Annotated in this window: 18 protein-coding genes and 2 tRNA genes; 10 read left to right on the top strand and 10 right to left on the bottom strand. The window is 68.0% G+C overall.

Annotated elements, in window-relative coordinates:
* Nucleotides 1-50: 50 nt before the first annotated feature.
* Nucleotides 51-135: transfer RNA gene (locus ACE3QC_RS13205), tRNA-Leu, on the bottom strand.
* A gap of 172 nt (nucleotides 136-307) precedes the next feature.
* On the opposite strand from ACE3QC_RS13205, the gene ACE3QC_RS13200 reads away from it, so the two are divergent.
* Both ACE3QC_RS13200 and ACE3QC_RS13195 read left to right on the top strand, forming a co-directional pair.
* Nucleotides 308-487 (top strand): hypothetical protein, encoded by a 180-nt coding sequence (locus ACE3QC_RS13200; protein ID WP_374408985.1) that lies wholly within the window; start codon nucleotides 308-310, stop codon nucleotides 485-487.
* A 40-nt stretch (nucleotides 488-527) separates the two neighbouring features.
* The gene (locus ACE3QC_RS13195; RefSeq protein ID WP_374408984.1) at nucleotides 528-809 is read left to right on the top strand and encodes a DUF3297 family protein; all 282 of its coding nucleotides are present in this window, start codon (nucleotides 528-530) and stop codon (nucleotides 807-809) included.
* A 6-nt stretch (nucleotides 810-815) separates the two neighbouring features.
* Here the strand turns inward: ACE3QC_RS13195 and ACE3QC_RS13190 are convergent, their stop codons facing one another.
* On the bottom strand, nucleotides 816-1,502 hold the full coding sequence (locus tag ACE3QC_RS13190; RefSeq protein ID WP_374408982.1) for a CHAP domain-containing protein: 687 nt from the start codon (nucleotides 1,500-1,502) through the stop codon (nucleotides 816-818).
* 221 nt (nucleotides 1,503-1,723) lie between these two features.
* On the opposite strand from ACE3QC_RS13190, the gene der reads away from it, so the two are divergent.
* Both der and ACE3QC_RS13180 read left to right on the top strand, forming a co-directional pair.
* On the top strand, nucleotides 1,724-3,109 hold the full coding sequence (gene der / locus ACE3QC_RS13185; RefSeq protein ID WP_374408980.1) for a ribosome biogenesis GTPase Der: 1,386 nt from the start codon (nucleotides 1,724-1,726) through the stop codon (nucleotides 3,107-3,109).
* A complete protein-coding gene (locus ACE3QC_RS13180; protein ID WP_374408978.1) occupies nucleotides 3,109-3,609 on the top strand; it encodes a DUF2721 domain-containing protein in 501 nt (166 codons plus the stop codon). Before der ends, ACE3QC_RS13180 begins: the two co-directional genes overlap by 1 nt.
* Here the strand turns inward: ACE3QC_RS13180 and bfr are convergent.
* The 4 genes from bfr to ACE3QC_RS13160 all read right to left on the bottom strand — a co-directional run bounded on the left by bfr (nucleotide 3,606) and on the right by ACE3QC_RS13160 (nucleotide 7,008).
* Nucleotides 3,606-4,094, bottom strand: coding sequence for a bacterioferritin (gene bfr, locus ACE3QC_RS13175; RefSeq protein ID WP_374408976.1), 489 nt, complete (start codon nucleotides 4,092-4,094; stop codon nucleotides 3,606-3,608). The two genes, ACE3QC_RS13180 and bfr, sit on opposite strands and share 4 nt — an antisense overlap.
* Before the next feature lie 137 nt (nucleotides 4,095-4,231).
* Complete coding sequence (locus ACE3QC_RS13170; protein WP_374408974.1) at nucleotides 4,232-4,423, bottom strand: bacterioferritin-associated ferredoxin; 192 nt, start codon at nucleotides 4,421-4,423, stop codon at nucleotides 4,232-4,234.
* A 61-nt stretch (nucleotides 4,424-4,484) separates the two neighbouring features.
* Nucleotides 4,485-5,768, bottom strand: a complete 1,284-nt coding sequence (locus ACE3QC_RS13165; RefSeq protein ID WP_374408972.1) for a DUF418 domain-containing protein — start codon at nucleotides 5,766-5,768, stop codon at nucleotides 4,485-4,487.
* 70 nt (nucleotides 5,769-5,838) lie between these two features.
* Complete coding sequence (locus tag ACE3QC_RS13160) at nucleotides 5,839-7,008, bottom strand: SPOR domain-containing protein (protein WP_374408970.1); 1,170 nt, start codon at nucleotides 7,006-7,008, stop codon at nucleotides 5,839-5,841.
* A 189-nt stretch (nucleotides 7,009-7,197) separates the two neighbouring features.
* Between ACE3QC_RS13160 and ACE3QC_RS13155 the strand changes: the two genes are divergently transcribed.
* Genes ACE3QC_RS13155 through ACE3QC_RS13145 form a run of 3 tightly spaced genes read left to right on the top strand, consistent with a single transcriptional unit; the run spans nucleotide 7,198 to nucleotide 9,884 of the window.
* Nucleotides 7,198-7,917, top strand: a complete 720-nt coding sequence (locus tag ACE3QC_RS13155; RefSeq protein ID WP_374408968.1) for an AAA family ATPase — start codon at nucleotides 7,198-7,200, stop codon at nucleotides 7,915-7,917.
* 19 nt (nucleotides 7,918-7,936) lie between these two features.
* Complete coding sequence (locus ACE3QC_RS13150) at nucleotides 7,937-8,488, top strand: hypothetical protein (protein ID WP_374408966.1); 552 nt, start codon at nucleotides 7,937-7,939, stop codon at nucleotides 8,486-8,488.
* A 19-nt stretch (nucleotides 8,489-8,507) separates the two neighbouring features.
* Complete coding sequence (locus ACE3QC_RS13145) at nucleotides 8,508-9,884, top strand: SPOR domain-containing protein (RefSeq protein WP_374408964.1); 1,377 nt, start codon at nucleotides 8,508-8,510, stop codon at nucleotides 9,882-9,884.
* Nucleotides 9,885-9,954: 70 nt separating this feature from the next.
* Here ACE3QC_RS13145 and ACE3QC_RS13140 read toward each other — a convergent pair whose 3' ends face one another.
* On the bottom strand, nucleotides 9,955-11,181 hold the full coding sequence (locus ACE3QC_RS13140; RefSeq protein ID WP_374408962.1) for a dihydroorotase family protein: 1,227 nt from the start codon (nucleotides 11,179-11,181) through the stop codon (nucleotides 9,955-9,957).
* Nucleotides 11,178-12,209: an aspartate carbamoyltransferase catalytic subunit gene (locus tag ACE3QC_RS13135; protein WP_374408960.1), complete on the bottom strand. Its 1,032-nt coding sequence runs from the start codon at nucleotides 12,207-12,209 to the stop codon at nucleotides 11,178-11,180. The genes ACE3QC_RS13140 and ACE3QC_RS13135 overlap by 4 nt, the downstream gene beginning before the upstream one ends.
* Before the next feature lie 133 nt (nucleotides 12,210-12,342).
* Between ACE3QC_RS13135 and sppA the strand changes: the two genes are divergently transcribed.
* Together sppA and ACE3QC_RS13125 are read left to right on the top strand one after the other, a co-directional pair.
* The gene (sppA, locus tag ACE3QC_RS13130; protein ID WP_374408958.1) at nucleotides 12,343-14,223 is read left to right on the top strand and encodes a signal peptide peptidase SppA; all 1,881 of its coding nucleotides are present in this window, start codon (nucleotides 12,343-12,345) and stop codon (nucleotides 14,221-14,223) included.
* Between the two features lie 112 nt (nucleotides 14,224-14,335).
* Nucleotides 14,336-14,410: transfer RNA gene (locus ACE3QC_RS13125), tRNA-Val, on the top strand.
* Between the two features lie 5 nt (nucleotides 14,411-14,415).
* On the opposite strand, the gene ACE3QC_RS13120 is transcribed toward ACE3QC_RS13125, so the two are convergent.
* The gene (locus ACE3QC_RS13120) at nucleotides 14,416-15,042 is read right to left on the bottom strand and encodes a TetR/AcrR family transcriptional regulator (RefSeq protein ID WP_374408956.1); all 627 of its coding nucleotides are present in this window, start codon (nucleotides 15,040-15,042) and stop codon (nucleotides 14,416-14,418) included.
* Between the two features lie 101 nt (nucleotides 15,043-15,143).
* Between ACE3QC_RS13120 and ACE3QC_RS13115 the strand changes: the two genes are divergently transcribed.
* A complete protein-coding gene (locus ACE3QC_RS13115) occupies nucleotides 15,144-17,537 on the top strand; it encodes a TonB-dependent receptor (protein WP_374408955.1) in 2,394 nt (797 codons plus the stop codon).
* On the opposite strand, the gene ACE3QC_RS13110 is transcribed toward ACE3QC_RS13115, so the two are convergent.
* Nucleotides 17,515-18,846 carry a sulfotransferase gene (locus ACE3QC_RS13110; protein WP_374408953.1) on the bottom strand — a complete coding sequence of 444 codons (1,332 nt, stop codon included), beginning with the start codon at nucleotides 18,844-18,846 and terminating at the stop codon, nucleotides 17,515-17,517. The genes ACE3QC_RS13115 and ACE3QC_RS13110 overlap by 23 nt on opposite strands.
* Between the last annotated feature and the right edge of the window lie 22 nt (nucleotides 18,847-18,868).

Genomic DNA, 18,868 nt, shown 5'->3' with positions numbered 1-18,868 from the left:
TAAGCCTTTTCGAAATCACGTGTTTGTCGAAGGGTGGCCGAGCCGGCGGCTGGTGCGGGCGAAGGGACTCGAACCCCCACATCTTTCGATACTGGTACCTAAAACCAGCGCGTCTACCAATTCCGCCACGCCCGCAACCCGAACGAAGCCGCACGCGGGAAACCCACGCGAACAGGGGAGCGCCCTTAGTCGGGCGGGCCGAAAAGGGCAAGCGCCGCGATTGGCCGAACGCGACGTGCGGAACGCGCGGGCGCGGCGCGGCGTTGAATCGGGCAAGACCGCCAATACAGCCCGAGGAGACTTCGCAATGGCCACCCAGCCCGACCCTTCGCCCGACACGATCGAACCCGTCTCGCCCCCCGAAACCCCGCCAGACAGTCCGCCGCTGGAAGATCCGGTGCACGAACCCGACGAGATCGAGCCGCCCGTGCCCGATTACGACAATCCCGATCGCGGCCCCAGCGAAACGCCGCCGCCGCCCGATTGACGTATTGCCGAGGGGCGCAAGGCCGATTACGGCGCGCGTCATGACCGACCAGACCACGCCCGACACGCCGCCCGACCGCCTCTCGGTAAATCCGCGCAGCGACCATTTCGACGCCGACAAGCTGCAGCGCGGTGTCGGCATCAAGTTCAAGGGCCGTCAGCGCACCGATATCGAGGAATATTCGATCTCCGAAGGCTGGGTTCGGGTTCAGGCGGGTAAGACGATGGACCGCAAGGGTCAGCCGCTCACCCTCAAGCTCACCGGCCCGGTGGAAGCGTGGTACGAAGATCTGGGCGACGATCCGCCGGTCGCCAAGGCCTGACGCCCGTCAGTTTCCGTATCGCGCGATCGCGGCCGTTATCGGATCGCGTTGCGCGGGTGCGGCGGCCTTGCGCTGCGGCATCGCCTTGCGCTGAGGGAGCAGAGGCGCGGCGACACGCGGGCCGCTCGCGGGTGCCGTAGCGACCTTCGCGGCTGGCAGCCCGGAGAACGCGTTCATGAACGCGCGAGACGGCGTCGCCGAAACCGGTGTCGGCGCAGTAACCGCCCGGGGAGGCTGCGAAACCGCCGCCAGACGCGCCTCCGGCTGTTGGCGGAGCGAGTTTGGCCGCGAACCATAGATGAAGCCGTGCACCGGCCACGCGGTCGTGCCCAACCCCTGGATTGGATCGTACCACACGCGCACCTGGCTCCAGTCGTTGGCTGGAGAGACGTCGATCGCCTTGACGTCGCGCTCGATCTGGCCGCGCCGACCATTGATCGGCGACCAGTTGGCATGGTCGAGCAACACCGTGCGGCTGTCGATCACGCGGCTTACCGTAGCGACGTGGCCCAACGTCATGCCGCCGCTCGGGATGAACGCCATGACCGCGCCGACGCGCGGTTCGTCGCCGCGTTCGTAACGGCCGGCCGCCTGGTCCCACCACGTAAGGGCATCCCCGTAGATCTGGACGCCAGAAAGCTGGCGCGCATAGGGAACGCACTGGAGATATGGCGGCAATTCGCTGCCGCTCACGGCTGGCCGCGCCGGTGCGAACGAAGGGCTCGCATCGGCGGATGCAGGCGCATGAAACGCGCAAATTCCGGCGATTGCGGCGATGAGGGGGATGGCCTTCATGCGGCAAGGAATTGCCGGGGCATACTTAAGGCGAACCTACCGGTTATGGTTAATCGATCTTAACCATTTCTCCGAGCGTGCTTGCCAAGCGCCGCGATAGGCTCCACCTGCGCACCCGCATGAAGCCCCAAGTCATCATCATCGGCCGACCCAACGTCGGCAAGTCCACACTGTTCAACCGGCTGGTGGGCAAGAAGCTCGCGCTGGTCGACGATCAACCGGGCGTGACGCGCGATCGTCGCATGGGTGATGCCGCGATCGCCGGGCTGGAATTCACCATTGTCGATACCGCAGGCTGGGAGGACGACGATCCCGAGAGCCTGCCCGGGCGTATGCGCCGCCAGACCGAGGTCAGCCTCGAAGGCGCGGACGCAGCGCTGTTCGTGGTCGACGCGCGAGCCGGCCTGACTCCGCTGGACGAGGAGATCGCCCGCTGGCTGCGCAGCCAGACGGTGCCGGTCGTGCCCGTCGCCAACAAAGCCGAGGGCAAGGCGGGCGAAGCCGGCGTGATCGAAGCGTGGTCACTCGGCTTGGGCGAGCCGGTCCCGCTCTCGGCGGAGCATGGCGAAGGCGTGGCCGACCTTTTTGGCGCGCTGTGGCCGATCATCGGCGAGAAGGCTGAAGGCTCGGCCACCCCCGCTCAAGTCAGCGAGGAGGATGAGGAGGACGCGCCGCCCGGCCCGCTCAAGCTCGCGATCGTCGGGCGGCCCAACGCGGGCAAGTCCACCCTCATCAACCGCCTGCTGGGCGAAGATCGCCTGCTCACCGGCCCGGAAGCCGGGATCACCCGCGATTCGATCGCGGTCGACTGGCAGTGGACCGATCCGGCCAGCGGCGAGGTGCGCGACATCCGGCTGATCGATACCGCCGGAATGCGCAAGCGCGCCAAGGTGGTCGAGAAACTGGAGAAGCTCTCGGTCGCCGATGCGCGGCGCGCGGTCGATTTCGCGGAGGTCGTGGTGCTACTCCTCGATGCAACCAAGGGCCTCGAGCACCAAGACCTCAAAATCGCCGATATGGCCTTGCAGGAAGGCCGCGCGCTGATGGTCGCGATCAATAAGTGGGACGTGGCGGAGAACGCCAGTTCGCTGTTCAACGGCATCCGCGAGGCGCTGGGCGAAGGGCTGAGCCAGGTTCGCGGGCTGCCGCTGTTCGCGGTCAGCGCGAAGACCGGCAAGGGGCTCGACACGATGCTCGGCGCGGCTTTCGTGCTACGCGATGCCTGGTCGAAGCGCGTGCCCACCGCCGCGCTCAATCGCTGGTTTGACGACGCGCTGGAGGCGAACCCGCCGCCCGCGCCCAAGGGCAAGCGGATCAAGCTGCGCTACATCACCCAGTCGAGCACGCGCCCGCCGCGCTTCGTGGTCTTCGGCACCCGGCTCGACATGCTGCCCAAAAGCTACGAGCGCTATCTCGTCAACGGCATCCGCCGCGAACTCGGGTTCGAGGGCGTGCCGGTGCGGGTGGTGCTCAAGAGCCCGAAAAATCCCTACAAGAGCGATTGATGGTCGACCTGTTATCCGCCAGCACGAGCCTTGCGGTCGAGATGCTCCAGCGCACGGCGAGTACCCCGCACGTTCAGCAAATCGTGCAGCTCTCGCTCGCGCCTGCGTTCTTGCTCAGCGGCATCGGCGCAATCATGAACGTGATGATGAGCCGGATGATCTGGGTCGCCGAGCGAATCGAGCGAATCGAACGCCGAATCGAGGACGGCAAGGCCGGCGATCACGAGTTGCGCGAACTGCCCTGGCTGGTCCAGCGAAGGCGCCATGCGCAGAAGGCGATGGCGTTCAGCACCGCCTCGGCCGCGGTCATCAGCGTGGTAATCGCGCTGCTGTTCATCAGCGCCTATATCGAACCACAAATCGGGACGATCACCGCGATCGCCTGGGTTCTGACGATGGCACTGTTGATCACCGGGCTCGGCTTCTTCCTGCTCGAAACCCGGATGGCCGCCCGCGGCGTGAACTACCGCGGGTGGCGCAACCGCAAGACGCGGCGTTAATCGCCGCCGTCCTGCGCTGGCTTGCTCTGAAGCTGGACGTAGTTCTGCAGGCCCATCCGCTCGATCATGTCGAACTGGGTTTCGAGGAAGTCGACGTGCTCCTCCTCGCTCTCGAGGATACGCTCGAAGATCTCGCGGCTGACGTAGTCGCGCACCGTCTCGCAATGCGCGATCGCGTCGCGCAGCAGCGGTATCGCCTCGTTCTCCATCGCCAAGTCGGCCTTGAGGATTTCCTCGACCGTCTCGCCCACCTTGAGCTTGTGGATCGCCTGGAAGTTCGGCAGCCCCTTCAGGAACAGAATCCGTTCGGCCAGCACGTCGGCGTGCTTCATCTCGTCGATCGATTCGTGCCGCTCGTATTCGGCGAGTTTCGTCACGCCCCAATCCTGCAGCACGCGGTAGTGCAACCAGTACTGGTTGATCGCGGTAAGTTCGTTGGTGAGCGCCTTGTTGAGGAACTCGATGACTTTCGTGTCGCCCTTCATCTGGCGCCTCCATCGGTGAGAAATGCTGGCGCCGCATATGCGCTGCATTGCCGCTCGTGACAAGGCTGGAGGGCTAAAAAATGGCGGAATTCCGCCGTTTGCGAGCGATTTGCGTTAGCCTGGATCGGAGGCGAAAATCAGGCCGCGCGAGCTGGAATGAGAGACATTTGCCGTTCTTCGAACAGCACGTCCTCGGCTTCGTCCAGGCACTGGCGGCAATCGGGCCGTTTGCCCAGCGCGGCATAGACCGCCTCCGCATCGCCCGAGCAGCGCCGCGCCGCGCGGCGCAGTTCGCAATCCCGAATGGCGTTGCAGATGCAGATGTACATCACGGCTCCTGCGAGTGATTCGCAGGCATCAATTTATGCGAGGCCTTCGCAATAGCAACCCCTAACGTCTCCTCAGGGGAAATAGCCGCCAATACGTCAGGCAGCGCCACAGCCATTCGAGCGGGCCATAGCGGAATCGCGCCAGCCACGGCTGCGACCAAGCGAGCATCGCGATCCACATCAGCACCGTGACCAGATAGAGCGCGGGCCGATCGAGTGCCCCGAACAGGCCCAGCGCCCAGCCGGAGAACACGAACAGCATCACGAACGAGGTGCCGATGTAGTTGGTGAACGCCATGCGTCCGGCGGCTGCGACGCGCCGACCCAGCCATCCGGTCGCCTTCGGCCCCCACAGAGCGAGCAGCGCGGCCAGCCCGAGGATCATCGGCAGCCGGGTGAGCATCGAGGGGCCGATGAACACGAACATCGTGCTGAAATAGCCGAAATCGCGCCCTTGCGCCCACAAGGCGAGCGGGATCGTCGTGGCAATGCCCGCGATCACACCGATCCAGCCCCACAGCCGCTGCTTCGTCGGGTCGCACCGCCCGTCGAACAAGCCCCAACTGTAGAGCGCCATGCCCATCAGCATCAGCGGCACTGTCTCCCAAGCGACTTGCCACAGGATGGTGAGCCAGTCGAACGGGTGCTCCGTCAGCCTGTGCCCGACGTTGGCGAACCACGAGCCGCCCTGCATCAGCGCGGTTTCGACCTGCCCGTCCGCCACCGGCAGCGCCTTGGATTTCATGATGCCGGGCAGCGCCTCGGCCATCTGCGGGCTCTGGCCGAACGGCGTTTCGGCCGCGAGGTAGAAGGTGAAGAACAGCGCGGTCCAGATCAGCGCGCCGGATACGTAGAACACCGCCGCGGCGACGAATTTCGTCTGCGCCTGCCACGTCAGGCAGCCCAGCGCCAAGACGCCGCACAGCGCGTAGAGTGTCAGGATATCGCCCTGCCACAGCAGGAAGAAATGCAGCAGACCGAACACGAACAGCCAGCCGAGCCGCCGCGCCTGGAGCGTGCGGGTCGCGCCCCGCGCCCACGCCTTTTCCATGAACAGCATCATCCCCGCGCCGAAGAGCAGGGTGAACAGCCCGCGCATCTTGCCGTCGATCAGCACGAACTGCGCGATCCACAGCGAGCCGCCCGGATCGCCGTCGCCGCCGATGAAGCCGCCCGGCCACATCGCGGCGGTGGCCGGCTGGCCGAACAGCGCGATATTGGCAAGCAGGATGCCCATCACCGCGATACCGCGGATGAAATCGAGGCTGGCGATGCGCTCTGGCGTGAGGACCGGCTGCGGCTGGTCCGGCGCGGCATCTGTCGGCATGGAAACGGCTTCGGTCATCGCTGCCCCTCGTCGCGAAACACGCCTGCTATAGCAGCGACGGAGTCTCGCGGAAGAGTGCGCGCCGGGATCAGCGCGTCACGAGGCAATCCACCCCATCGGCCTTGAGCGCGCTGCACGCCAATTGCGCCGCAGCCCGCGTGGCAAAGCCCCCGGCTAGCAACTTGGTCAACCGACCCGCCGGCACGAGCAGCTTCTGCGAACCCGCGAGCGCCTCGCCACCGCCTACGCGCGCCCACAGGCGATCGGCGTTGGCCGCGACCGAGAACGCACCGAGCTGGACCTTCCATGGGCCGCTTGCGGCGGCCGGAGCCGGAGCCGCCGGTGTGGCCGCCGGTGGGGAGGTCGGTGCTTCGGGCCGAGGGGCTGGCGCGGGAGTCTCGGCCGGCTGTTCCGGCACCGCAGGCGCCTCCTGCGGTCGCGCGTAGTCGGCGCCGGCGGAGGCCGGGCTGTCCGTACCGGTCACGCGGCTCGCTTCCATGATCGCCGCCTGTGCCGCTGCGATCGAGGGCGAGGTTTCCGTGCGAGCGATGGGGCTGGGCACTCGGGCGGAAGCCGAGGGCACGGCGGGCGCGGGTTGCCCGGTCGCTGGCGGCTGGGCGGCAGGTGCCGCCGTCGGCAGGTCCGCGGCGGCGAGATCGGCGGCGGCGAACTGCTGCGCGCGCTCGGCGTCGCCCTGCTGCTTGAGCTGCTGCGCCAGTGCCTGCGCTTCCTGCCGTTCCTCGAGCGGGATATGTTCGTCCATCTGGCGGATCGCCGGCGCGGCCTGCGGCAGGCCCGACGCGTTGGCGACGGTCAGCAGGGCATAGGCGCGCACCCAGTCCTTCTCGACGATATCGCCGTTGAAGTGCGCGATGCCGAGCAGATACTGCGCGCGCGGATCGCCGCGATCGGCGGCGGCGGTGATGTAGGGCATCGCCTGCTCGCGCCGCCCGGCCTGAAACAGCATCAACCCGTAGTTGTCGGCCGCCTTGAGGTGGCCCTGCGCCGCCGCCTTGGCATAGAGTATCTCGGCCTGCGCCGCGTCGCGCTCGACCCCGCGGCCAAGGCGATAGGCCTGCGCCATGTTGAACTGCGCGTCGGGATCGCCGCTTTCGGCCGGACCCCGCCATTCGGCGACCGCCGCGCGATAATCGCCCCGGCTCCAGGCATCGACGCCGTCCTTGACGTCGGCCGATGCGGGTGCAGCGGCGAGCGCGCTCCCGGCGATCAGCAACTGCAATACGTGCGCGAACCTCATATGCGGCCCCTTCGATCCTCCGCGGTTCAGACTGACATAGTGAACAGTGCGTTAGCAAAGGGTTTCTAACCCGGCGACTTTCGCGCCCTCGCATGGCGGCAGCGCCGTTAATCCAAAATTAGGGGTATCCTGCGATCTCGGTTGCCGAACCGCTTCGGCGGGTGGCGACACGATTAGGGGGATCGGCCTGTGCGCGTATTGGCATTGGCATCGCAAAAGGGCGGATCGGGCAAGACGACGCTGTCGGGCCACCTGGCCGTGCAGGCGCAGCGCGCCGGCGCAGGCCCGGTGGTGCTGATCGACATCGATCCACAGGGTTCGCTCGCGGACTGGTGGAACGAGCGTGAGGCGGAATATCCTGCCTTCGCGCAGACGACAGTCGCACGGCTCGCCAGCGATCTGCAAATCCTGCGCCAGCAGGGCTTCAAACTCGCCGTCATCGACACGCCGCCGGCGATCACGATGGCGATCCAGTCGGTCATCGGCGTCGCCGAACTGATCGTCGTGCCGACCCGGCCCAGCCCGCACGACCTGCGCGCCGTCGGCGCCACGGTGGACTTGTGCGAGCGCGCGGGCAAGCCGCTGGTGTTCGTCGTCAACGCGGCGACGCCCAAGGCCAAGATCACTTCGGAAGCCGCGGTCGCGCTGAGCCAGCACGGCACCGTCGCCCCGATCACCCTCCACCACCGGACCGACTATGCGGCTTCGATGATCGACGGCCGCACGGTGATGGAAGTCGATCCCGGCAGCCGCAGCGCCGCCGAGGTCACCGCGCTGTGGACCTATGTCGCGGACCGACTCGAAAAGAACTTCCGCCGCACGGTTTTCGCCGTACCGCATGCGATCTCTTCGGTCGCCGGAGGCGCGCATCGCCCCGCCGGCGGCTTCGGCCGCCGGGTCGCGCAGTAAGGCTGACGGACCACCGATCATGAGCGACGCCAACTTCGCCTCCCTCAGTTCCACGCTTCTCGCCCGCAAGGGCGGCGCGAAACCGGCCATGCGGCCGCAGTCCGCCCTCATTACCGGCCAGAGCGCGCTCTCCGCCGGCATCGAGGATCTCGGCTGGAACGACATGGGCTCCGACGACGAGCCTGCGCGCGACGCCGACGTGCTTCAGCTCACCCCCTCGCCGGCCAATCCGGAAACCGCCGCCGAGGCGCGCGAGATCGATCACGAGGCCAAGGACCAGCTGGAGGCCGCCGCACCCGCGACGCCGGCCGAGCCGCAGGTCCGCAAGCAGCAGGCCGTGCTCGCCGAGCGGATCTCGCCCGCCACCGGCGCCGTGAGCCGGCCCGCCGCCAAGCGCGCCCGGCGCGCCGCCTTCACCTTGCGGCTCGATCCCAACCGCCACCTCAAGCTGCGCCTTGCCTGCACTATCCGCAATCGCAGCGCGCAGCAGATCGTGACCGAGGCGCTCGATGCGTTGCTCGACGCGATGCCCGACATCGACAAGCTCGCCGCCCAGGTCGAGCGGCACTGAGCACACGGGGGAAACGACCATGACCCGCACCGCCACCTTACATCGGCTCGCCGCGCTGGCGCTGACGACCGCGCTCGCGACCACCGCGTTGACCGGATGCACGACCGACGTGGCGCCGCCCGCTGCGGTTTCCGCGAGCAAGGCGCAGACCGCGCTCGAACGCGGCCAAAGCAGCCAAGCGCTGACCCACGCCGAAGCCGCCGTGCTGGCTCAGCCGCGCAGCCCGCAATTCCGCGCGGTACTGGGCGCGGCCTATATGGAAGCCGGACGCTTCCAGTCCGCCGCAACCAGTTTTCAGGACGCCATGTCGCTCGGCGACAATTCGCCGCGCACCGCGCTCAGCCTCGCGCTCGCCGAAACCGCCGCCGGGAATTACCCGCGCGCCTCGGCGCTGCTCGACGATTGGAGCGACGAACTCGATCCCGCCGATCTCGGCCTGGCGCTGGCGCTGGCCGGCCAGCCGGAGCGCGGCGCGCAGATCCTCGCGAACGCCTTGCGCTCGGGCCAGAACACGCCGAAGGTTCGCCAGAACCTCGCCTATGCCTACGCGCTGGGCGGCGACTGGCGCGCGGCGCGGCTGATGGCCGCCGAGGACGTTCCCCCCGACCAGATCGATCAGCGGATCAGCCAGTGGGCGCGCTCCGTCCAGCCCGAGATGTATCAGGCGCGCGTCGCCAGCCTGCTCGGCGCGCCGGTCGTACGCGATCCCGGCCAGCCGGTGGCGCTCGCGCTGGTAAACAACCCGGGCTCGCAGCAATTGGCCGCCGAAGCTGCGGCGCTCGCCCAGCCCGCGCCCGAAACGCAGTTCGCGCAAGCCGCGCCGGTAGGAGAGCTCCCACCCGTAGCCCTCGCTCCGCAACTCGCCATCGTACAGCCGCCGGCGAGCGAGCCGGAAACCGTCAGGGCCGCTTTCGCTGCGCCCGCGCCGACCGGCGCGAGCCCGGCGCAGATCACCGAAAGCCTCGTGCAATTTATTTCCCAACCGGTCGTGCAGAAGATGCCCGCGCGTTATGGCGCGGAGGCCGCGCCGCGCGCGCCTTCGCCGGGCGTATCGCGGGTCGCCGCGAGCCGCGAGGAACCGGCGGCCGCACCGGCACGCACCGATGGCAGCCATCTGATCCAGCTCGGATCGTTCGCCAGCCGCGAAGGCGCACGCCGCGCCTGGGGCATCTACGCGAAGGCCTATCCCGACCTCGACCGCTATCGCATGGTCATCACCGAAGCGCGGGTGCGCGGGAAGACTTATTTCCGCGTCTCCGCCGGCGGTTTCGCAGTCGCCGACGCGCGCTCGATGTGCTCGACGGTGAAGGCGCGCGGCGAAGGCTGCATCGCTTGGGCCGAGGGTCGCCCCCTGCCCGGCGCGATCGATACCGGGGTGCGCATGGCGCGCCGCTGACGAACCTCTCTCCCCAACGGAGATGGACTGGCCCCTCCCCTTCGCGGGAGGGGCTTTCTTTTTGGCGGCGCTAGACCGCGACGCCGCCCTTGAGCAGCGCGAGCACGCGGCCTTGCGCGGGCTGACCATCGAACGGCGTGTTGCCGGCGGTCGCCTCCATCTTGCGGCTGTCGACTACCCACGGCTGTTCGGGGTCGACCAGCGCGATGTCGGCTTCCCACCCTTCGCGCAGTTCGCCCGCCTCGACGCCGAGCAGGCGGGCGGGCGCTCCGGCGAGCAGGTCGAACGCGCGCGGCAGATCGATCACCTCGTCGCGCACCAGCGTCAGCGTCATCGCCAGCAGCGTCTCGGCCCCCGCCATGCCGGGTTCGGCATCGGCGAAGGGCAGGCGCTTGTCTTCCGGCCCGCGCGGATCGTGGCCCGATGCGACCACGTCGATCGTCCCGTCGGCGATCGCTGCGATCACGGCCTGGCGGTCGGCCTCGCAGCGGAGCGGCGGCGAAAGCCGGGCGAAAGTGCGGAAGTCTGCGGTCGCGAGGTCGGACAGCATGAAGTGCGCCGGGGTCACGCCTGCGGTCACTTTGACGCCGCGCGCCTTGGCGGCGCGCACGATATCGAGCGCGGCGCGCGTCGTCACCTGCCGGAAGTGAAGCCGCGCGCCGCTCATCTCGGCCAGCGCCACGTCGCGCGCGACCGCCAGCGCCTCGGCTTCGGCGGGCGCGCTCGGCAGGCCGAGCCGGGTCGCGATCTCGCCCGCTGTTGCGGCCGCATCGCCCGCCAGCGCCGCATCCTCGGCATGAGCGACGACGACCAGATCGAGCATCGCGGCATATTGCAGCAGCCGCAGCATTGCGCCCGAATCGGCGATCCAGCGCCGACCGGTGGCGACGCCGCGCGCGCCGGCCTCCTTCATCAGCGCGATCTCGGCCAGTTCGCGCCCCTCCAGCCCGCGCGTCGCGGCGGCGAGCGGGTGCACCCAGAAATCCGGCTTGCCGCTCTTTGCGATATACGAAACCCGGCTCGGCAGATCGAGCGGCGGGTTCTGATCGGGCATCAGCGCCGCGCGTGCGATGCCACCGTAGTGAAACGCGGGCTTGTCGACCGCGAAGACCCCGAAATCGACCAGCGCCGGGGCGACCAGTGCGCCGTTGACGTCGATCGTGTCGTCGCCCTCTTGCGGGCTGGCATCTCCCAGCGCGGCGATCCGCCCTTCGACGAGCCGCAACGCCCCGGCGCGAACACCGTCGGGCGTGACCAGCCTGCCGCCGGTGATCGTCAGAGGGCGCACCTGCTTCATGCCCACTGCCCGTCGTTCCAGCCCGGCGCGCTGCGCGTCTTGCGCGTCAGCACGTCGAGGCAGGCCATGCGCACCGCGACGCCCATCTCGACCTGCCGGGTGATGATCGAACGGTCGAGCATGTCGGCCACGTCGCTGTCGATCTCCACCCCGCGGTTCATCGGGCCGGGGTGCATCACCAGCGCATCGGGCGCGCGGGCCTCCAGCCGTTCGCGGGTGAGGCCGTACAGGTGGTGGTATTCGCGCGCCGAGGGGATGAACTGGCCGCTCATCCGCTCGGTCTGAAGGCGCAGCATCATCGCCACGTCCGCCCCGTAGAGCGCGGCGTCGAAATCGTGGAACGGCTGCGCGCCCATCGCCTCGACCCCGGCGGGCATCAACGCAGGCGGTGCACAAAGGCGCACAGAGGCACCGAGCGCCTGCAGACAGAGCATGTTCGAGCGCGCGACGCGGCTGTGCAGGATGTCACCGCAGATCGTCACCGTCAGCCCGGTGAAATCCTCCGCCCCCTCGCCCCGGTCCTCCAGCGCATGGCGCAGCGCCAGCGCATCGAGCAGCGCCTGCGTCGGGTGCTCGTGCTGGCCGTCGCCCGCGTTGAGCACCGGGCAATCGACCTTGCTCGCGATCAGATCCACCGCGCCGCTCGATCCGTGGCGGATCACGATCGCATCGGCGCGCATGGCGTTGAGCGTGATCGCGGTGTCGATCAGCGTCTCGCCCTTCTTCACGCTCGACGTCGCGGCGTGCATGTTGACGACGTCCGCCCCCAGCCGCTTGCCCGCGATCTCGAAGCTCAGCAGCGTGCGGGTGGAGTTCTCGAAGAAGGCGTTGATGATGGTGAGGCCGGCCAGTTCGTCGCAGTGCTTGTCCGCCCCGCGATTGAACTCGACCCAGCGCTCCGCCTCGGCGAGCAAAAACAGGATCTCGTGCCGCTCCATCTGCGCGATGCCGGTCAGGTCGCGATGCGGAAAGGCGCGCGCGCCCGCCGGAAAGCGGCCCGGAGTGTCGTGAGTGCCCGTCGATGCCATCGAAGCGATGCCATTAGGGGGGCAAGTCCCTTTCGTCGAGCCTTATCGGCTGCTCGCGTGCTTTCGGGTGGAACCTTGAGCCCGCGCACTCTAGGTGAGCGTTCGACACGAATTTGCGGGGACTGATCGAGCGATGGCGTTTGCAGGCAAGGTCTGGCGGCTGCTGGTGGGCATCAAGGACGGGCTGAGCCTCGTCTTCCTGCTGCTGTTCTTCATGGCGCTCTACGCGGTCCTCACCGCGCGGCCCAGCCCCGCGCAAGTGCGCGAGGGCGCGCTGCTGCTCGAGCTCGACGGCGTGGTGGTGGAAGAAAAATCGCCGCTCGATCCGCTGTCCGTGCTGCTCAGCGGGCAGGAGCCGATCACCGAATTCCAGTCGCGCGACCTCGTTCGCGCGATCGACGAGGCCGCAGACGACGACCGGATCAAGGCGATCGTGCTCGACATGACCTCGTTCCTCGGCGGCGGGCAGGTTCACTTGCAGGATATCGGCGAAGCGCTCGATCGCGCCCGGGCCGCGAAGAAGCCGGTGCTGACCTATGCCGTGGCCTACGGCGACGACGCGATGATGCTCGCCGCGCACGCGAGCGAGGTGTGGGTCGATCCATTGGGCGGCGCGGTGATCGCAGGCCCCGGCGGATCGAACCTCTATTTCGGCCAACTGCTCGAAAACCTCAGGGTCAATGCGCGGATCTACAAGGTCGGCGAATACAAGTCGGCGGTGGAACCCTATTCGCGCGCCGGGATGTCGCCCGCGGCGCGCGAAAACTACGAAGCGCTCTACGGCTCGCTGTGGGAAGAATGGCAGGCGAACGTGAAGAAGGCGCGCCCGCAGCTCGATCTCGCCAGGGTCACCGGCCAGCCGGCCGAATGGATCGCCGCGAGCGACGGCGACATGGCGACCGCCGCGCTGGAAGCGGGGCTGGTCGACAAGCTGGGCGGCAAGATCGAATTCGGCGAGCGGGTGGCCGAGATCGCCGGCGCCGACACTTGGGACGACACCCCGGGCAGCTTTGCCCATACCGATCTCGACCCGTGGCTGGCCGACAGCGAGCCCGAAGCTCCGGGCAAGACGATCGGCGTGGTCACCATCGCCGGCACGATCGTCGATGGCGACGCGGGCCCCGGCACCGCGGGCGGCGACCGCATCCGCGACCTGCTGATCGACGCGCTCGACGACGATCTCGCCGCGCTGGTGGTGCGGGTCGATTCGCCGGGCGGATCGGTGCTCGCGTCCGAGGAGATCCGCCGCGGCATCCTGCGCCACAAGGCGAAGGAGATCCCGATCGTCGTGTCGATGGCCAACATGGCGGCGAGCGGCGGCTACTGGGTCTCGACCCCGGCGGACCGCATCTTCGCCGAACCCGAGACGATCACCGGCTCGATCGGCATCTTCGCGGTGATTCCCACGTTCGAGGAGACAGCGGCGGAATGGGGCGTGACCGCGGACGGCGTGCGCACCACGCCGCTTTCGGGCCAGCCGGACATCATCGGCGGGTTCACGCCCGAGATCGACGCGATCCTGCAGAGTTCGATCGAAAACGGCTATCGCAGTTTCCTCACCCGCGTCGCCGAATCGCGCAACCTGACACCCGAGCGGGTGGACGCGATCGGCCAGGGCCGGGTGTGGGACGGCGGGACGGCGCGCCAGATCGGGCTGGTGGACCAGTACGGCGGGCTCGACGACGCCGTCGCCTGGGCCGCGCAGCAGGCCAAGCTCGAAGAGGGCGACTGGCACGTCGAATTCCTCGGCCAAGAGGTCCAGCCCTACGATTCGCTGATCCGCCAGCTGATCGCCGGCCAGGCATCGGCGAACGCGCGCGGCGGCGATGTGTTCGCGCTGGTCGCCCGGCGCGAGCAGGCGCTGCTGGGGCAGGTCGCGGGCGATATCGAGCGCCTGCTCTTGGTGCGCGGCATGCAGGCCTACTGCCTCGAATGCCCGCGCCCCGCCGCGGCACGCGCGGCCGATCCGGGGCCGCAAGGCTGGCTGGCGAAGCTGATCGCGTTCATCGGCTAAGCCGGCGCGCGGCGCGCCAACACATCGCTTGCCAAGCCCCGCGGCGCGTGGCAAAGGCGCGCCCCTGCCGTGGAGGCGGCCCCGATCCAGACGACCGGGCAAGCACTCCGGCGGGCGCGTAGCTCAGTGGTAGAGCACACCCTTCACACGGGTGGGGTCGCAAGTTCAATCCTTGCCGCGCCCACCATCTTTTCAACGATCGGCAGCGATGCCCCTTGCGAGCAGGTCGTGCGCGATCGCGGCGACCTCGTCCGCCGAGCGCTCTCCGCCGTTCCAGACGGCGTAGCGCAGGCCGAGGAAGACGTTCATGCCCATGATCGCCCAAGCGTGGGCTTCCTCCAGATCGCCGCGTAGCTCGCCCGCGCGGCCACCTTCGCGCAGACGATCGAGGATACGGGCTCCGGTCGTTTCGTAGTGGCGGCGATAGCTCTCGGGATCGACGAATTCGGCCTCGTCGATGATCCGGTAGACTTCCTTGTGTTCGGCGGCGAAGCGGAGGAACGCGGTAAGCGCCATGCGCTCGCGCTCGAGCGCGGATGCCGGCTCGTCCAGCGCGTCGCGCGCGGCGACTTTCACCGCTTCGCTCATGTCGCGCACCAGTGCCTGGAAGATCGCGTCCTTCGAATCGAAGTAGGTGTAGAAGCTGCCGAGCGCGGTTCCGGCGCGCGCGGTGATCGCGCTGATCGAAGCTTCGTGGAAGCCCTTTTCGCCGAATTCGATCGCCGCCGCATCGAGCAGTTTGCGCAGCGTCCGCCGCCCGCGATCGGTGCGCGGCTGCTTGGCGGTCTCCGCCTCGTGTGCCGGTTTCCCCATTCCCATGACGCCATGGCTAGGCCGCATGACCATATCCGGCAAGAGAAAACTTGAAAGTCGGTTCATGTTTCAATATCGAGGGGTCAAAGGATTTTGGGAGAGGATCGATGAAAGTGTCTCGTTTACGCGTGGCGGCTGCTCTTTTGACCGGCGCCGCGACCGCCGCCCTTGTCGGCAGCCCCGCCGCCGCGCAGGAGGCCAAGGTCGGCACACAGCCGCCGGAGCAGGCGTCCGTCGCCGACACTTCCGACGTGATCGTCGTCACCGCGCGCCGCCGCGAGGAAAGCCTCAACGACGTGCCGATCGCGGTCACGGCGTTTTCCGGCGAGGCGCTGGAAGCGCGCGGCGCGCTCGACATCACCGATATCGCCAACGTCACCCCCAACACCACGCTGGAGACCTCGCGCGGGACCAATTCCACGCTCAGCGCCTTCATTCGCGGCGTGGGCCAGCAGGATCCGGTGCCGGGGTTCGAGGCGGGCGTGGGCATCTATCTCGACGACGTCTATCTCAACCGCCCGCAGGCCGCCGTGCTCGATATCTACGACGTCGAGCGGATCGAAGTGCTGCGCGGCCCGCAAGGCACGCTCTACGGCCGCAACACGATCGGCGGCGCGGTGAAATACGTGACGCGCGAACTGCCGCAGGACTTCAGCCTCAAGGTGCGCGGCACTTACGGCACGTACGACCAGGCCGAGGGCGTCGTCACCGCGAGCGCGCCGATCGGCGATCTGGTGCGCGTCGGCGGCTCGGTGGCGCGGCTGTCTCGCGGCGGCTTCGGCGACAACCTCAATCTCGACGGGGTCGAGAACTACAACAAGGACGTGTGGGCCGCGCGCGGCACGTTCGAACTGGGCGGGCACGGCGAGCCGGTGCTGATCCGCATTTCGGGCGACTACACCCGCGACAAGTCCGATCCGCGCAACGGCCACCGCCTGATCCCCGGCCTCGTGTCCGGAGCGCCGGTGCTGGACGACGAGTTCGACACCCGCGCCGGCCTCAACGCACCCGATCAGGACGTGGAAGCCTACGGCCTTGCAATGAACGTTACCGCCGAACTGAGCGACAATTTCACGTTTCGATCGATCAGCGCATGGCGCGAGGATACCAGCTTCACCCCGATCGACTTCGACGCGCTGCCTGCCGTCGATGTCGACGTGCCCGCGGTCTATCGCAACGAACAGATCAGCCAGGAACTGCAACTGCTCTATGAAAGTGACCGACTGAGCGGCCTCGTCGGGTTCTACTATCTCGACGCGCGCGCCTACACCAAGTTCGACGTGCTGCTGTTCCCCACGGGCGAAACGCTGGGCCTTACCGGTTTCGGCCAGCAGACGATCGGCGACGTGCGCACCGATACCTGGTCGGTGTTCGGCGATTTCACCTTCGACGTGACCGACCGGCTGCACCTGTCGGCGGGCGGGCGCTATACCGTCGACGATCGCGACAGCGTGGTGTTCAAGCAGAACCGCATCCTGGGTGCAGATCCCGAATTCGGCGGCACCGGCATCGGGCTCGGCGTGCCGATTACCGATTTCCGGGGCGAAGCGCGGTTCAAGAAGTTCACGCCGCGCGCCTCTATCTCCTACGACGTCAGCGACGAGGTGATGGTCTACGCGTCCTATTCGAAAGGCTTCAAGGGCGGCGGGTTCGATCCGCGCGGTAGCGCCAATGCCCCGGCGATCGACGTGAACGGCGATGGCGCGTTCAGCTACGACGAAATCTACGATTTCCTGCTGTTCGAACCGGAAGAGGTCGACAGCTACGAAGCGGGTGTGAAGGGCTCGGCGCTCGGCGGCGATCTCAACTTCGCGCTTACCGGGTTCTATGCCGACTACACCAACGTGCAGGTTCCCGGATCGATCGGCATCGATGCCGATGGCGACGGTGTGTTCGAGGGGTTCTCCGGCGTCACCACCAATGCCGCGTCGGCGACGTTCAAGGGGCTGGAGTTCGAAACCTCCGCCAGCTTCGCGCGCGGCTTCGCGGGCGCGGGCTCGCGCATGACGTTCGCCGGCACGCTCGGCTATATCGACGCGGAGTACGACGAGTTCGTCGGCAATCTCGGCACCGACGTGTCCGACATCACCGATATCCAGAACACGCCGACCTGGACCGCGTCGGGCACGCTGGGCGGCGTAATCCCGATGGGCGCGGATGCCGATCTCAACGCCTCGACCACGGTGTCCTATCGCAGCAAGACCCAGCAGTTCGAATATCCCAGCCCCTACCTCGATCAGGACGCTTATGCGTTGTGGGATGCGAGCCTCGTTTACTCGTTCGGCGGCGATCGCTATTCGATCGGCGTCCACGCGAAGAACATCCTCGACAAGCGGTACAAGACCTCCGGATATCAGTTCCTCGTGGTCGACCCGGCCACGGGCCTGCCCGTGACCGGCGCGAACGGCCAACCGGTGCCTTCGCTCGGGCTGGAGGGCACGGCGACGGCGTTCTACGGCAATCCGCGGCAGGTCTTCGTCACCGCGACGCTGAAATACTGAAGCGGGCGCGCGGCCGAGGCTCGGCCGCGCCGCCCTCGCCTTCGATGGGGATGCCGAAGTCGCGCGTGTAGTCGCTCAGGCGGTCGCGCACATCGGCGTCGGTCAGCCCGAATTCGGCGAGGCTGTAGGCGTGCGGCCTGCGCTTGAGCGCGCAGGCGCGGTGCATGTAGCCTTCCATCGCCGGGACCGCCGGGTCCATGTCGAGTTCGAGGAAGCGATAGACGCGCGCCATCGTGCCGCGCCAGTCGCGCTCCATGTCCTCGTACTGCACGTCGATCTTGCGTTCGTCGGGGATCGCGGAGCGCGCATCGCGCATGCGTTCGACCTGCAGCGCGGTCTTGTGCAGCCACTCGCGCCCGATCCGGTGCGGATCGGCGTGGTCGGAATAGATCACCGTCTGGTTCCACGCGAGCGAGGCCGCGCTGCCGACGACTTTCATCGGATCGCGGTGGGTGAAGATCACCCGCGCGTCGGGGAACACCTCCAGCAGCGCGGGCAGATCCAGCATGTGCTGCGGGGTCTTGAGGATCCAGGGCCGGAGCGAAGAAACCTGCTGCGACCAGCCGACCAGGCGCAACAGATCGGCCATGTGGCGATAGGCGGGCACCGCGCTCTCGCCCTCGCACCAGCGGCCGTAGCTGGGCACGTGCCACTGCGCTTCGTGCTTCATGCCCCACATGCTGGCGACGAGCAGGCCCAGTTCCTCCTCCGGCTCGAACGGCCCGGTCGGGTGGATCGAGAGCGTGCGCGGATTGGCGAGCCGCGCGACCTTCATGATCCGCGCGGCGAGCACCGGGCGGGAGTCCGCGCGGCGACCATCGAGAACTTCCTCGAAATCGGGGTGCGGCACCGGGCTGATCGTCTCGAAGCTGCGCATGTGGCTGAACCGACGGTCGCCCGCGAGCAGGCGGTGCATCCGCGTGGTGCCCGAACGCATCGGGCCGACGATCACCACCGGGCGCGGCATCGGCCGGGCGAGGATCTCGGGGCGCCGCCTGAACCACATCTGCGCCAGCAGCCGGTCGCGCAGGATGTGCTGGAATTGCTGCATCGCCGCCCAGTCGCCCGCCGCGTTCAGCCGTGACTCGCGCCGCACGGCCTCGAGCAGCACTTCCATCGGGCCTTCGAACCAGCGGTCGCCGAAATCGTCGAGCCCCGTATCCTCGCAGGCCCGTTCGAGCAGGAAATCCTTCTCCAGCCGTGCCGGGCCGACCGCGCCGAGCTTGCGCCCGCCGCGGATCGCGCTGTCGAGAACGTCGATGAACGGGGTCCGCCCCGGCGGCCGCTTGGCATTGGCACGTGTGCTCATGGCGCTGATTACCGCCGCGGCG

The sequence above is a fragment of the Pelagerythrobacter sp. genome, assembly GCF_041912895.1.
Lineage (GTDB): Bacteria > Pseudomonadota > Alphaproteobacteria > Sphingomonadales > Sphingomonadaceae > Pelagerythrobacter.
Note: the sequence above shows the minus strand (reverse complement) of the source record. Positions and strands in the feature narration are given on the sequence as shown.